Origin of the sequence: Clostridium sp. ZS2-4 (assembly GCF_026719745.1) — a bacterium.
Classification (GTDB): domain Bacteria; phylum Bacillota; class Clostridia; order Clostridiales; family Clostridiaceae; genus Clostridium_H.
Map to the genome: position 1 here is coordinate 1 of NZ_JAPPRQ010000118.1, position 15115 is coordinate 15115.

Annotated in this window: 14 protein-coding genes, 1 pseudogene and 1 other annotated feature; all 15 genes and pseudogenes read right to left on the reverse strand. The window is 34.1% G+C overall.

Features of this window, described 5'->3' with window-relative positions:
• The coding region (locus tag OIO11_RS13015) for a GTP-binding protein (protein WP_268071893.1) at positions 1–120 on the reverse strand (120 nt) is incomplete at its 3' end.
• Between the two features lie 138 nt (positions 121–258).
• A complete protein-coding gene (gene fusA / locus OIO11_RS13020) occupies positions 259–2319 on the reverse strand; it encodes an elongation factor G (RefSeq protein ID WP_268071881.1) in 2061 nt (686 codons plus the stop codon).
• Positions 2320–2438: 119 nt separating this feature from the next.
• Positions 2439–2909, reverse strand: a complete 471-nt coding sequence (rpsG, locus tag OIO11_RS13025) for a 30S ribosomal protein S7 (RefSeq protein ID WP_268071882.1) — start codon at positions 2907–2909, stop codon at positions 2439–2441.
• 136 nt (positions 2910–3045) lie between these two features.
• Positions 3046–3423 carry a 30S ribosomal protein S12 gene (rpsL, locus tag OIO11_RS13030; RefSeq protein WP_268071883.1) on the reverse strand — a complete coding sequence of 126 codons (378 nt, stop codon included), beginning with the start codon at positions 3421–3423 and terminating at the stop codon, positions 3046–3048.
• 54 nt (positions 3424–3477) lie between these two features.
• Positions 3478–3720, reverse strand: coding sequence for a ribosomal L7Ae/L30e/S12e/Gadd45 family protein (locus tag OIO11_RS13035; protein ID WP_268071884.1), 243 nt, complete (start codon positions 3718–3720; stop codon positions 3478–3480).
• Positions 3721–3840: 120 nt separating this feature from the next.
• Positions 3841–7377 (reverse strand): DNA-directed RNA polymerase subunit beta', encoded by a 3537-nt coding sequence (gene rpoC / locus OIO11_RS13040; RefSeq protein WP_268071885.1) that lies wholly within the window; start codon positions 7375–7377, stop codon positions 3841–3843.
• A 20-nt stretch (positions 7378–7397) separates the two neighbouring features.
• The gene (rpoB, locus tag OIO11_RS13045) at positions 7398–11120 is read right to left on the reverse strand and encodes a DNA-directed RNA polymerase subunit beta (protein ID WP_268071886.1); all 3723 of its coding nucleotides are present in this window, start codon (positions 11118–11120) and stop codon (positions 7398–7400) included.
• Positions 11121–11371: 251 nt separating this feature from the next.
• Positions 11372–11737, reverse strand: a complete 366-nt coding sequence (gene rplL, locus OIO11_RS13050; RefSeq protein ID WP_268071887.1) for a 50S ribosomal protein L7/L12 — start codon at positions 11735–11737, stop codon at positions 11372–11374.
• Positions 11738–11788: 51 nt separating this feature from the next.
• Positions 11789–12298, reverse strand: coding sequence for a 50S ribosomal protein L10 (rplJ, locus tag OIO11_RS13055; protein ID WP_268071888.1), 510 nt, complete (start codon positions 12296–12298; stop codon positions 11789–11791).
• A gap of 14 nt (positions 12299–12312) precedes the next feature.
• Positions 12313–12449 (reverse strand) — a sequence feature (ribosomal protein L10 leader region).
• A gap of 45 nt (positions 12450–12494) precedes the next feature.
• Entirely contained in the window at positions 12495–13193 is a 699-nt protein-coding gene (gene rplA / locus OIO11_RS13060) for a 50S ribosomal protein L1 (RefSeq protein WP_268071889.1), read from the reverse strand.
• Between the two features lie 54 nt (positions 13194–13247).
• Positions 13248–13673: a 50S ribosomal protein L11 gene (gene rplK, locus OIO11_RS13065; protein ID WP_268071890.1), complete on the reverse strand. Its 426-nt coding sequence runs from the start codon at positions 13671–13673 to the stop codon at positions 13248–13250.
• A gap of 74 nt (positions 13674–13747) precedes the next feature.
• Positions 13748–14269: a transcription termination/antitermination protein NusG gene (gene nusG / locus OIO11_RS13070; protein ID WP_268071891.1), complete on the reverse strand. Its 522-nt coding sequence runs from the start codon at positions 14267–14269 to the stop codon at positions 13748–13750.
• A 47-nt stretch (positions 14270–14316) separates the two neighbouring features.
• Complete coding sequence (secE, locus tag OIO11_RS13075; protein ID WP_268071892.1) at positions 14317–14541, reverse strand: preprotein translocase subunit SecE; 225 nt, start codon at positions 14539–14541, stop codon at positions 14317–14319.
• Between the two features lie 40 nt (positions 14542–14581).
• Positions 14582–14731 carry a 50S ribosomal protein L33 gene (rpmG, locus tag OIO11_RS13080; protein ID WP_268059708.1) on the reverse strand — a complete coding sequence of 50 codons (150 nt, stop codon included), beginning with the start codon at positions 14729–14731 and terminating at the stop codon, positions 14582–14584.
• Between the two features lie 259 nt (positions 14732–14990).
• A pseudogene (tuf, locus tag OIO11_RS13085) lies at positions 14991–15115 on the reverse strand (elongation factor Tu); the annotation flags it as partial.

Sequence of the window (15115 nt, forward strand, 5' to 3'; positions counted from 1 at the left end):
ACCTGATTTTGCTAATGTCATTGTTATTGCTGCTGTTGTTGTTGTCTTTCCGTGGTCTACGTGTCCTATTGTTCCTATATTTACGTGTGGTTTTGTTCTTTCAAACTTTGCTCTTGCCATTTTAAATTCCCTCCTAAATTATCGTTTAATTTAAGTATTTTTTATTTTTAAAATTTATTTTAAATTATTGATTTTAAATTACTTACTTGAAACTCCAATAATTTATTTTAATATTTTTATTCAACAAGTTATTTTCAATTATTTATCGCCTATAACTTTATCTGCTATACTCTTTGGAACTTCTTCATAATGATCAAATTCCATGCTGTATGTTCCTCTTCCTTGTGTTCTTGATCTTAATACAGTTGCATATCCAAACATTTCAGAAAGTGCAACGTGTGCTTCAATAACTTGAGCACCGCCTCTTGGGTTCATTCCCTCTATTCTACCTCTTCTTGAGTTAATATCACCTATGACATCTCCCATATATTCTTCTGGAACAACTACTTCAACCTTCATAACAGGTTCAAGTAGTACTGGGTTTGCTTTAGCCATACCATTTTTAAACGCCATAGAACCAGCAATCTTAAAGGCCATTTCTGATGAGTCTACATCGTGGTATGAACCGTCATAACATTTAACCTTGAAGTTAATAACTGGGAATCCGCCCAAAATACCACTTTGTGAAGCTTCTTGAATTCCATTATCTACTGCTGGAACATATTCTCTTGGAATAGCTCCTCCAACGATAGCATTTTGAAATTCATATTCTCCTTCATGAGGTATTAATTCAATCCAGCAGTGTCCAAATTGTCCACGTCCACCAGATTGTCTTACAAACTTACCTTCAGCTTTAACAGCATTCTTAATAGTTTCTTTGTAAGCAACTTGTGGAGCACCAACATTACACTCAACTTTGAATTCTCTTTGAAGTCTATCTACTATGATTTCAAGGTGAAGCTCACCCATACCAGCGATAATTACTTGACCTGTTTCTTGATCTGTATAAGTCTTAAATGTAGGATCTTCTTCAGCAAGTTTAGCTAGTGCTATTCCCATTTTTTCTTGACTAGCCTTAGTTTTTGGCTCTATAGCTACTGAAATAACAGGTTCTGGAAATTCCATACTTTCAAGAACAACTACTGATTTTTCATCACATAAAGTATCTCCAGTAGTTGTATTTTTAAGACCAATTACCGCTCCTAATTCTCCTGCATATAACTCTTCAACTTCTTCTCTGTGGTTAGCATGCATCTTAACAAGTCTTCCAATTCTTTCTTTTTTACCTTTGTTACTGTTTAATACATAACTACCACTTTTCATTACTCCTGAGTAAACTCTTGTGAAAGCAAGTTTACCGACAAACGGGTCAGTAGCAATCTTAAATGCTAATGCTGATAAAGGTTCATTGTCATCAGCTTTTCTTGTAATTTCATTACCATCTTCATCAACACCTTGTACTGATTCTATATCAAGTGGCGATGGAAGGTATGCAATAACAGCATCTAGTAAGTGTTGAACACCTTTATTTTTATAAGCAGTACCACATAATACAGGTACTATTTCATTAGCTATAGTTGCTTTTCTTAATGCAATATGCATTTCTTCTTCTGTTATTTCTTCACCTTCAAGATATTTCATCATTAACTCTTCGTCTGTTTCAACAATAGCCTCTATCATTGAAGCTCTGTATTCTTCAGCTTGGTCTTTTAAATCTGATGGAATTTCAACTTCTTCAAAAGTTACTCCTAATTCTTTATCGAAGATAACAGCTGTATTTTTCACAAGGTCTATATGTCCTTCATAATTATCTTCTTTTCCTATTGGAAGTTGTATTGGTACAGCATTTGCACGTAATCTTTCTCTTACAGAGTTTACTGACATATAGAAGTCTGCACCTAATATATCCATTTTGTTTACAAATATCATTCTTGGAACATGATATTTGTCACCCTGTCTCCATACTGTTTCAGTTTGAGGCTCAACTCCACCTTTGGCATCTAGTATAGTAACTGCCCCATCAAGTACTCTTAGTGATCTTTCAACCTCAACAGTGAAATCTACGTGCCCTGGTGTGTCTATTATGTTAATTTGATGTTCTTTCCAGAAACAAGTAGTTGCAGCAGAAGTAATTGTAATACCTCTTTCTTGTTCTTGAACCATCCAATCCATAGTAGCCGCACCTTCGTGAGTTTCTCCTATCTTATGAGTTTTTCCTGTATAGAATAATACACGTTCTGTTGCTGTAGTTTTACCAGCATCAATATGCGCCATTATTCCGATGTTACGAAATTGGTTTAACGGATATTGTCTAGCCACTCTTTTTTTCCTCCTCTCAACTAGTAAATTACTTTATTTATCTAAAGTTAAAATTTACAATTGGACAAAACTGCTTTGGATTCAACCAAAACAGTTTTATCATTAAGTTTAAAATTTTATTAATATCTATAGTGAGCGAACGCTTTGTTAGCTTCTGCCATTTTATGTGTGTCTTCTCTCTTTTTAACAGCCGCTCCTGTGTTATTAGCAGCATCCATTAATTCTCCTGCTAATCTTTCTCTCGCGTACTTTTCGCCTCTTTTTTCAGCAGCTCCAATAATCCATCTAAGTCCTAAAGTCTGTCTTCTTTCTGTTCTAACTTCTATAGGAACTTGATAAGTAGCTCCACCTATTCTTCTTGCCTTTACTTCTAATAATGGCATAACGTTATTCATAGCAGCTTCAAAAACTTCTATAGAATCGTTTCCTGTTTTTTCTGAAATTATTTCAAAAGCATCGTAGCATATTTTTTGAGCCAATCCTTTTTTACCATCTTGCATTACAGAATTGATAAGCTTTGAAACTACTCTACTATTGAATTTTGGATCTGGTAATACTTCTCTTTTAGGTGTAAATCCTTTTCTTGGCACTTTTCTTCCCTCCTTAACATTTATCATTTAATTCATAGGTACTCGGCAATTCCACCGTAAAGTGCTCTCTTCTGCAAAATATACAACATATATAATCTATATAAATGCTGAAGACATAGCACTATTTTCAAACAAATTATTTTTGTTTTGGTCTCTTTGCACCGTATTTAGATCTTCCTTGCATTCTGTTAGCTACTCCAGCTGCATCTAATGCGCCTCTTACTATATGGTATCTAACACCAGGAAGGTCCTTAACTCTTCCACCTCTTATTAAAACAACGCTGTGTTCTTGTAAATTGTGTCCTACTCCTGGGATATAAGCACTAACTTCAAACCCATTTGTAAGTCTTACTCTGGCAACTTTTCTAAGCGCTGAGTTTGGTTTCTTAGGAGTTGTAGTTTTAACAACTGTACATACTCCTCTCTTTTGAGGGCATTGTTTTAAAGCAGGTGCTGTTGACTTAGTCTCAGCAGTTTTTCTTCCTTTTCTTACTAATTGATTAATTGTTGGCATTTTTCCACCTCCTTAAATTTTAAATAGGCTATATATTTTTTTGTTATTAACATATTACTTATATAGAACTAACACAACTGATGCTCCTACATCTATTCCACAAAGCTTGCCTAGTTCTTTCATTGTTTCTACAAAAACAACTTTAATAGATTTCTCATTGGCTAATTCTATTACTGGGTTAACTAACTTACTATCTGCATCTTTAGCTAGATAGAGAAGCTGTCCTTCTCCATTTTTCATATGCTTTAAAGTTTGCTTTAAGCCAATAACTTTTTGACCTTCAAGCCGGCTAACCATTGTAGACCCCCCTTAAAACATTACGTTAGAGACAAAGTTAATTCTTTGTCTCTAATCATATTGTAATACATACAAAATGTATTTTAACATTTTACTTTACTTGTGTCAACAAAATCAATGTTAAGCTTCACTAATATTTATTAAATTTTCCTCATCATTGCTATCTTCTGTATTTAGCTTAAGTGCTCTATATCTCATCATTCCTGTTCCAGCTGGAATTAATTTACCTATTAACACATTTTCTTTTAATCCTATTAATGGGTCAATCTTTCCTTTAATAGCCGCATCAGTAAGAACTCTTGTAGTTTCTTGGAATGAAGCAGCAGATAAGAATGACTCTGTAGCAAGTGCAGCTTTAGTAATTCCTAATAATGCTATATCTCCAGTAGCTGGTTCGCGACCTTGCTCAGCAACTTTTGAATTTATTCCATCAAAATCAAATATATCTACTAATGTTCCTGGAAGTAATTCAGTATCTCCAGATTCTTTTATCTTAACTTTTCTAGTCATTTGTCTTACAACAACCTCTAAGTGCTTATCATTGATATCAACACCTTGAAGTCTGTATACTTTTTGCACTTCAGACAACAAATAATTTTTAACCTCTTTAACACCTTTAATTGCTAATATATCATGCGGATTTACTGAACCCTCAGTAAGTTCATCACCTGCATCTATTTTATTACCATTAGCAACTTTGATTCTAGAACCAAAAGGTATATCATAAGCTTTATCTTCTCCAGACTCTTCTGTTACATGTATAATTCTTTTCTTCTTAGTTTCCTCAATCCTTACAGTACCAGAAACCTCACTTATTATTGCAAGTCCTTTTGGCTTTCTAGCCTCAAATAGCTCCTCTACTCTTGGAAGACCTTGAGTTATATCAGCTCCAGCAACTCCTCCTGTATGGAATGTTCTCATTGTAAGCTGTGTTCCTGGTTCACCTATTGATTGTGCTGCAATTATACCTACTGATTCTCCGATATTTATCTTCTGTGCTGTAGCCATATTCATACCATAACATTTAGCACAAACTCCATGTTTTGATTTACATGTAAATACAGATCTTATCCTAACTTTTTTAACACCTGCTGCTTCTATTTGCTCAGCTATATTGCCATCCATATAAGCATCCTTTTCAACCATAACTTCTCCAGTTGATGGATTTATTATATCTTCTGCTGAATATCTTCCTGTAAGTCTTTCACTTAGCGGTTCAATTATTTCATTACCTTCTCTAATCTCTCTAACTTCGTATCCATCTGCTGTTCCACAATCTTCATCTCTAACAATAACATCTTGACTTACATCTACAAGTCTTCTTGTTAGATATCCTGAATCTGCAGTCTTTAGGGCTGTATCAGCATTACCTTTTCTAGCTCCATGAGTTGATATAAAGTACTCTAATACATCAAGTCCCTCTCTAAATGATGCCTTGATAGGTAATTCTATGATCTTACCTGATGGGTTAGCCATAAGTCCTCTCATACCTGCTAGCTGTTTAATCTGTGACTTAGATCCTCTAGCTCCTGAATCAGCCATCATAAATATTGGATTAAATTTATCAAGATTATCCATTAATGCATTGGCAACATCTTCTGTTGTCTGAGTCCATTTTTCAATTACTCTTTCATATCTTTCATCTTCTGATATGAATCCTCTTCTGAACATCTTTTCAATTTTTTCTACAGCAGCCTCTGTATCTGAAAGTAGTTTGTTTTTGTTTCCAGGAACTGTCATGTCAGAAACTGAAATAGTTATGGCTCCTATAGTAGAATAATGATACCCTTTTGCTTTTATTTTATCAAGCATTATAGATGTTACAGTTGGTCCATATTTAGTATAACATTTGTCTATTATCTTCCCTAAATTTTTCTTACTAACTAGGAAATTAACTTCCAATTTAAATTCATTTTCTGGTTTACTTCTATCTATAAAACCTAAATCTTGAGGTATTGCTTCATTGAAAATTATCAATCCTGGTGTAGTATCAATAATTCCACTAACAATTTTTCCATCTTTAATTTTAGACATTTTAACTTTTATTTTAGCATGAATGTCTACTTCACCAACTTGATATGCCATTAACACTTCATCAGTGTTTGAAAATACTTTTCCTTGGCCTTTAGCGCCTTCTTTATCTATCGTTAGATAATATGCACCTAAAACCATATCTTGAGTAGGTACACAAACAGGTTTACCATCAGATGGCTTCATTATGTTATTAGCCGCAAGCATTAGGAATCTAGCTTCTGATTGAGCTTCAACTGAAAGTGGTACGTGTACAGCCATTTGGTCACCATCGAAATCGGCATTGTATGCTGTACATACTAATGGATGAAGTTTTATAGCTCTACCTTCTACTAAAATTGGTTGGAATGCTTGAATCCCTAGTCTATGAAGTGTAGGAGCACGGTTTAAAAGCACTGGATGCTCTACAATAACTTCTTCAAGTACATCCCAAACTTGAGGCATTACTCTTTCAACCATCTTTTTAGAGCTTTTTATATTATGAGCTGCTCCACTTTCAACTAATTTTTTCATAACAAATGGTTTGAATAGTTCAAGTGCCATTTCTTTTGGAAGACCACATTGATACATTTTAAGTTCAGGTCCTACAACTATAACTGAACGTCCTGAGTAGTCAACACGCTTACCAAGTAGGTTTTGTCTAAATCTTCCTTGCTTACCTTTCAACATATCCGATAATGACTTTAATGGTCTATTTCCTGGACCAGTAACCGGTCTACCACGTCTTCCATTATCTATAAGTGCGTCCACTGCTTCTTGAAGCATTCTCTTTTCATTTCGTACTATTATATCCGGAGCACCTAGATCTAAAAGTTTTTTCAATCTGTTATTTCTATTTATAACTCTTCTATATAAATCATTTAAATCAGATGTAGCAAATCTTCCTCCATCTAATTGAACCATCGGTCTTAAATCTGGTGGGATTACTGGTATAACATCAATAATCATCCAATCAGGTCTATTCTTAGATTTTCTAAAAGATTCTACAACCTCTAATCTTCTAATAGTTCTAACCTTTTTTTGACCCGTACTAGTTTTTAAACCTTCTTTTAGCTCCACAGATAATTGTTCTAAATCTATTTCCTCTAATAGTTGTTTTACAGCTTCAGCACCCATGCCAGCTACAAAACTTTCTTCACCATATTTGTCGACGCTCTCTCTATACTCTTTTTCACTTAATAATTGTTTCTTTAATAGTGGAGTTTCTTTAGGATCTAAAACCACATATGATGCAAAGTATAATACTTTTTCTAAAGATCTTGGTGACATATCCAGAATAAGTCCCATTCTAGATGGTATTCCTTTGAAGTACCATATATGTGATACAGGTGCTGCAAGTTCTATATGACCCATTCTTTCACGTCTAACTTTAGATTTTGTAACTTCAACTCCACATCTGTCACATACTATTCCTTTATATCTAACTCTTTTATATTTACCGCAGTGACATTCCCAGTCTTTTATAGGTCCAAATATTCTTTCACAAAACAACCCATCTTTTTCAGGCTTAAGTGTTCTGTAATTTATTGTTTCAGGTTTTTTTACTTCTCCTCTTGACCATTCCCTAATTTGCTCAGGTGAAGCTAAGCCTATCTGCAAGGCCTCAAAATTATTTAATTCTATCAAGGGTAAATCCTCCCTCCACATTAATGTTCATCATTAAAATCTTCTAATTCCAATTCATCTCCAAAATCATCCAATTGTATATCATCATAGTCTAATTTTAAATCATCATCTTCTTCATAATCATCTTGTTCTTCTAATTCAACATCCGCATCAACGTCACTACTTGCTGAAGAAATTACAGTATCTTCTGCACCTTCAATATTTACTCCTAAATCCTCCATCTCTTCTTCTATGGATTCTTTAATCTTTATTTCCTCATTAGTATCACTTAATACTTTTACATTTAAGCATAGCGCTTGTAATTCTTTAATAAGAACTTTAAATGATTCTGGGACACCTGATTCTGGAATATTTTCACCTTTTACAATTGACTCATAAGTTTTAACTCTTCCTACAACATCATCTGATTTGACAGTTAATACTTCTTGAAGTGTATGCGCAGCACCATAAGCTTCAAGTGCCCAAACTTCCATTTCTCCAAATCTTTGACCACCAAATTGAGCTTTTCCTCCTAGTGGTTGTTGAGTAACTAATGAGTATGGTCCTGTAGATCTAGCATGTATTTTATCATCAACTAAGTGATGAAGTTTTAAAATATACATATATCCAACAGTAACTCTATTATCAAAAGGTTCTCCTGTTCTTCCATCATATAATACAGTCTTTCCATCTCCTGAATATCCCGCTGCTTCTAACAATTCAACTATTTCTCTTTCTTCTGCACCATCAAATACTGGTGTTGCAATATGCCATCCCATTTCACTAGCTGCCCATCCTAAATGAACTTCAAGTACCTGACCTATATTCATACGAGAAGGTACCCCTAGAGGGTTTAAGCATATTTGAAGAGGTCTTCCATCTGGTAAGAAAGGCATATCTTCTTCAGGTAATATTCTGGAAATAACCCCCTTATTACCATGTCTTCCTGCCATTTTATCTCCTACAGATATCTTTCTCTTTTGAGCAATATAACATCTAACTAACTCATTAACACCTGGAGGAAGCTCATCACCATTTTCTCTAGTAAACACTTTAACATCTACAATTATTCCCGCTTCTCCATGAGGAACTCTTAGTGAAGTATCTCTAACTTCTCTTGCTTTTTCGCCAAAAATTGCTCTTAAAAGTCTTTCTTCAGCAGTTAATTCAGTTTCTCCCTTTGGAGTAACTTTTCCTACTAATATATCCCCTGATCTAACTTCTGCACCTATTCTGATTATGCCTCTTTCATCAATGTTTTTCAGTGCATCGTCACCTACATTTGGTATATCTCTTGTTATTTCTTCTGGTCCTAACTTTGTATCTCTTGCTTCAGCTTCATATTCCTCAATATGAATAGATGTAAATACGTCATCACGTACAAGCTGTTCTGATACAAGCATAGCATCTTCGTAGTTATAACCTTCCCATGTTATAAATCCCATACGTATGTTTTGACCCAGTGCAATTTCACCGTAATCTGTTGATGGTCCATCAGCTAATACATCTCCAGCCTTTACTTTTTCACCTTTGTCTACTATCGGTCTTTGATTTATACATGTACCTTGGTTAGATCTCTTATATTTTAAAAGTCTATATCTATCAATTCTACCATCTGAATCTCTCTTTACTTTTACTTCATCCGCACTAACATAAAGTACAGTTCCATCATGCTCGGCTTTTGGAAGTACTCCTGAATCAACCGCAGCTTTATATTCTATCCCTGTACCTACTATTGGAGCTGCTGGTTTTAGTAATGGTACTGCTTGACGTTGCATGTTAGATCCCATCAGAGCACGGCTGGCATCATCGTTCTCAAGGAATGGAATCATTGCAGTGGCAACAGATACTATTTGTCTCGCAGAAACATCCATTAAGTCAACTTGTTCCTTTGGAACAACTAGAACATCTTCTTCTTTTCTAACTGTTATTTTATCATCTATAAAATGTCCTTCATTATCTGTTGGCTCTTTTGCTTGAGCTATTAAATATTGATCTTCTTCATCTGCTGTAAAGTATGCAATTTCATCTGTAACCTTACCTAATTTTTTATCCACTATTGCATATGGTGTTTCCATAAAACCATATTCATTCACTCTCGCATAACAAGCAAGGGAATTGATAAGACCTATATTAGGTCCTTCTGGAGTTTCTATTGGACACATTCTACCATAATGAGAGTGGTGAACGTCTCTAACTTCAAAACCTGCTCTTTCTCTTGATAGTCCTCCTGGTCCTAAAGCTGATAATCTTCTCTTATGTGTTAATTCTGATAATGGATTTGTTTGATCCATAAATTGTGAAAGCTGTGAACTTCCAAAGAATTCTTTAATTGCCGCTGCTACTGGTCTTATATTTATTAACGCTTGAGGTGTTATAACTTCTTGGTCTTGAATAGTCATTCTCTCTTTAACTACTCTTTCCATTCTTGACAATCCAATTCTGAATTGATTCTGCAATAGTTCACCAACAGACCTTAAACGTCTATTTCCTAAATGATCTATATCATCAATATTCCCAATTCCATAAGGCAAGCCTAATTCATAGCTAATAGTAGCATAAATATCATCTGTCACTATATGCTTAGGAACTAATTCATGAATATTCTTCTTTATCTCTTCTTTTATAGCATCTTCACTACTGTAGTTATCTAGTATTTTCTTTAATGTTGGGTAGTGAACATGTTCTTTAATTTTTAAGTCTGATATGTCAAAATCTATAAACTTATGTATGTCAACAAAGTGATTACCTATAACTCTGATAACTTTGTCTTCTACTTGAATTTTTACAGAATTAATACCACAATCTTGAATCTGATGTGCTTTTTCTCTATCTATTACTTCACCTTTTTGAACTAGGATTTCTCCAGTAATAGGATTTACAACATCTTCAGCTGCAGTTTGATTCATAATTCTAAGATAAATAGCTAATTTTTTGTTGAATTTATATCTCCCAACTCTTGATAAATCATATCTTTTTGCATCAAAAAACAGAGAATTCATAAGTGAAACTGCACTATCTACTGTTGGTGGTTCACCCGGTCTCAATCTTTTATATATTTCCAGTAATGCTTCTTCTCTGGTTTTAGTATTATCTTTTTCTATAGTAGCTTTTAGTCTTTCTTCCTCACCAAAAAAGTCAATAATCTCCACATCACTTCCAAGCCCTAATGATCTAATTAGGATGCTTATAGGAAGTTTTCTTGTTTTATCAACTCTCACGTATATTATGTCATTAGAATCAGTTTCATACTCAAGCCATGCTCCTCTATTAGGTATTACTGTTGAGGAGAATAGTTTTTTACCTGTTTTATCAACATTATATCCATAATAAGTACCCGGTGATCTTACCAATTGACTTACTATTACTCTTTCCGCACCATTAATAACAAAAGTACCTTGTTGAGTCATTAATGGGAAATCACCCATAAACACTTCTTGCTCTTTAACTTCTCCTGTTTCTTTGTTAAACAATCTAACTTTAACTTTTAATGGAGCAGCATAAGTAGCATCTCTTTCTTTACATTCTTCTACAGAATATTTAATAGCATCCTTGTCTAAGCTGTGATCCACAAACTCTAAAACAAGGTTTCCTGTGTAATCCTGAATAGGATTTATGTCTTCAAATACTTCCTTTAATCCTTCTTCCCAAAACCATTTGTAAGAATTCAACTGAACCTCGATTAGATTTGGTACAGGACATACTTCATTAACTTTCGAGAAGCTCATTCTCGTTCTTTTACCAATTTGAATAGGATGTACCATTAAAATTTCACCCCTCGCATAAGAAATAACAAAAAATGTAATACGTTAGACTTACTTCTCTAAACATATACGCTCTTCTTATTAGTATAACCAAAAAAAATAACTTAATTCACTTATTCATAATTATAAAAACCGTCTTAAACTTTATGCATTAAATTATAATATCATAACAGTTTTTTAGTGTCAACACTGTATTTTCTCTACATTTAAAAAAGGCACTTATATAAGTGCCTTTTTTATAAGTCAAATTTCTATTTTAATTCTACAGCAGCACCAACTTCTTCAAGTTTTGCTTTCATTTCTTCAGCAGCTTCTTTTGCTACTCCCTCTTTAAGAGTTTTTGGAGCTCCATCTACGATTTCTTTAGCTTCTTTTAATCCTAATCCAGTTAATTCTCTAACAACTTTGATAACTTTGATTTTTTGTGAACCAGCGCTAGCTAGAACTACATCAAAATCAGTTTTTTCTTCAGCAGCAGCTCCTGCAGCTGCAACTCCAGCAACTGCAACTGGTGCAGCAGCACTTACTCCAAATTCTTCTTCACATGCTTTTACTAATTCATTTAATTCTAAAACAGACATTTCTTTTATAGCTTGAATCATATCTTCTCTTGTCATTATAATCGCACCTCCATATTATTTTAACGATCTGTTAATCCTATTTTAAATTTATTCAGCACTTTCAGCTGATTCGTTTTTTTCTTTTATTGCATTTAATAAGTAAACAAAGTTTGATATTGGAGCCTTGAAGCTTCCAAGTAATTTTGCAATAAGTACTTCTCTTGGTGGTATTGTTGCAAGCTCTTTTACTTTTGCTTCATCATATACTTCACCTTGAACTAATCCAGCTTTTAATTCTAATTTCTTATGAGTTTTTGCAAAGTCATTAAGAATTCTAGCTGGAGCTGTAGCATCATCATATGATATTGCAACAGAAACAGGTCCTTCTAAATATTGTTCTAATCCTTCGACACCTAACTCTTTAGCAGCTAAAGTAACTAATGTATTTTTATAAACTTTATACTCTACACCTGCTTCTCTTAAGCTCTTTCTAAGTTCAGTATCTTCTTCTACGTTCAATCCTTGATAATTTGCAAGTACAACAGCTTCTGCTTTTTGTAACTTTTCTCTTATCTCTTGAACTTTAGCTTCTTTTAATTGTCTATTCTTGCTTATCATTGTGGCCACCTCCTTAACAAAAACTTAAACCTCTTCGCAGACATACGAAGAGGTTTAAAAATCCAATCAACCGAATATTTTAAATCCTCGGTAGGTTGGTTCCCCGTTATGCTTTCGCACCTACTGTCTGCGGAGTATTGTCTTATCTATTTTTCAACATTTCATATTATAACAATTTCAAACTACTATGTCAAGATTATTCTATAACCTTTGTTGGATTTATTTTAACTCCAGGACCCATAGTACTTGATAATGCTACTGATTTAATATATTGTCCTTTAGCTGCTGCTGGTTTAGCTTTAACTATAGCTTCCATTAATGCAGTATAGTTTTCAGCAAGTTTTTCATTTCCAAATGTTTTTTTACCTATTGGAACGTGAACAATCGCAGTTTTATCTACTCTATACTCAACTTTACCAGCTTTGATCTCAGCTATTGCTTTTGCAACATCAAATGTTACAGTTCCTGATTTTGGATTTGGCATTAATCCTTTAGGTCCTAACACTCTACCTAATCTTCCTACCATACCCATCATATCTGGTGTAGCAACAACTACATCAAAATCAAACCAGTTTTCTTTTTGAATTTTATCTAAATATTCTTCTGCTCCAACATATTCTGCTCCTGCAGCTTCTGCTTCTTTAGCTTTATCACCTTTTGCGAAAACTAAAACTCTAACTGTTTTACCTGTTCCGTGTGGAAGAACTACTGCTCCTCTAACTTGTTGATCAGCGTGTCTTGGATCAACACCAAGTCTTACTGAAAGTTCTACAGTTTCGTCAAATTTAGCTTTTGCAGTTTTCAAAACAAGGTCTACAGCTTCTGAAGGAGTGTATAAAGCATTTTTATCAATAAGCTTAACACTTTCCTGGTAATTCTTACCTCTTTTTGCCATGTTTTTTCCTCCTCGTGGTTTTAGCGGTCTTTACCTCCCACTAATTTACCTAAATTATTCTTCAACTGTTACGCCCATGCTTCTAGCTGTTCCAGCTATCATGCTCATAGCTGTTTCAACTGATGACGCATTCAAGTCAGGCATTTTAGTTTCAGCGATTTCTTTTAATTGTGCTTGCGTAAGCTTTCCAACTTTATTTCTGTTTGGTTCTCCTGAACCGCTTTCTAATCCAGCTGCTTTTTTAATTAAAACTGCTGCTGGAGGAGTTTTAAGTACAAAGCTGAAAGATCTATCTTGATACACTGAAATTATAACCGGAATTGTCATCCCAGCTTGATTAGCAGTCTTAGCATTGTATTCTTTACAGAATGCCATAATGTTTACCCCGTGCTGTCCTAATGCTGGACCAACTGGTGGAGCTGGTGTTGCCTTTCCTGCTGGAAGTTGAAGTTTTATCATTCCTACTACTTTTTTTGCCATACTTTACACCTCCTAATATGTGGTAATGCGAGTTTAAAACTCTCCCACTTTATAAGACTTTGTCTTATAGTAGGTTAATCTAATTTTTCTATTTGATTAAAATTAAGTTCAACAGGAGTTTCCCTGCCAAACATATCAACTAATCCTTTGATTTTATGCTTTTCAACATTTATCTCTTGTATCAAAGCAACAAAATTCGCCAACGGACCTGATGTAATCTTAACACTCTCACCTACTAAAATATCAATGTCGATAACTTTTTCAGTTATTCCCATAGCTAATACTTCGTCTTCAGTAAGAGGTACAGGTTTTGACCCTGGACCTACAAATCCAGTAACCCCTCTTGTGTTTCTTACTATATACCAAGATTCATCAGTCATAATCATTTGTACAAGCACATATCCTGGGAATACTTTCTTTTGTGTTATCTTTTTCTTCCCATCTTTTACTTCTACTACTTCTTCCATTGGAACTTGTATGTCATTGATTAGATCATGCAATCCTCTATTTTCAATTGTCTTTTCTAAATTCATTTTTACTTTATTTTCATAACCGGAATAAGTATGTACAACATACCAACGAGATTTTTCTGCCATATTTTTAGGATGAGGTTATCCCCTCATTCCTACCTCCCTTTTCTTCTTTATTTAGTGAAAATAAGTCTGAAAAGACCTTGAAACCCATAGTCCATCAACCCTATTACTATTGCACTAATAGCGCAAAAAAACAAAACTATTAATGTTGATTTTTTCGTTTCATTTTTTGCTGGCCAGGTTATTCTCTTAGCTTCTGCCTTTATTTCTTTAAAGAATTTACCCAGGCTCATTGATGATGGCTCTTTCACTTGTTTTTTTTCATTCACAGCCATGTTATTCACACCCTTAAAAATTTTTAGTGAATACTAGCAACTATTTAGTTTCTTTGTGAAGTGTGTGCTTGTGGCAGAATTTGCAATACTTATTCATTTCTAATCTTTCTGGATCGTTCTTTTTATTCTTCATTGTATTGTAATTTCTTTGTTTACATTCTGTACATGCTAAAGTTACTTTTACTCTCACAATCTACACCTCCTGGTTCTGCGTATATGCACACAAGTTTTACTACGTTTAACCCAATTAAATATCATATCTAAATTATGTGCTACCTTACAAACTTATCATAAGTTGATGTATATGTCAACTTATTTTTATGTTATACACTTCACTTATAGCTTAATTCATCAAGTATGCCTTTTCACTTCTTTAAAGTTTATTTTCTTTTAAAAGGACTAAGTTTTTCAACCCAGCCCTATTTTTTTTTAAAATTCGACCTTGTTAACTATTCAGTTATAGTAGTAACAACTCCTGAACCAACTGTTCTTCCACCTTCTCTGATAGCGAATCTTAAGTTAGCTTCCATTGCTACTGGAGTTATTAATTCTACTGTCATGTCTATGTGGTCTC

Coding starts and splice junctions, on each gene's coding strand:
- rplL (WP_268071887.1), bottom strand. CDS start 11,737: ATGACAAGAGAAGATATGATTCAAGCTATAAAAGAAATGTCTGTTTTA.
- rpsL (WP_268071883.1), bottom strand. CDS start 3,423: ATGCCAACAATTAATCAATTAGTAAGAAAAGGAAGAAAAACTGCTGAG.
- secE (WP_268071892.1), bottom strand. CDS start 14,541: ATGGCTGTGAATGAAAAAAAACAAGTGAAAGAGCCATCATCAATGAGC.
- OIO11_RS13035 (WP_268071884.1), bottom strand. CDS start 3,720: ATGGTTAGCCGGCTTGAAGGTCAAAAAGTTATTGGCTTAAAGCAAACT.
- rplA (WP_268071889.1), bottom strand. CDS start 13,193: ATGGCAAAAAGAGGTAAGAATTACCAGGAAAGTGTTAAGCTTATTGAT.
- rpoB (WP_268071886.1), bottom strand. CDS start 11,120: ATGGTACATCCTATTCAAATTGGTAAAAGAACGAGAATGAGCTTCTCG.
- rplJ (WP_268071888.1), bottom strand. CDS start 12,298: ATGATAAGCAAGAATAGACAATTAAAAGAAGCTAAAGTTCAAGAGATA.
- rplK (WP_268071890.1), bottom strand. CDS start 13,673: ATGGCAAAAAAAGTAGTAGGAATGATAAAACTTCAACTTCCAGCAGGA.
- nusG (WP_268071891.1), bottom strand. CDS start 14,269: ATGGCAGAAAAATCTCGTTGGTATGTTGTACATACTTATTCCGGTTAT.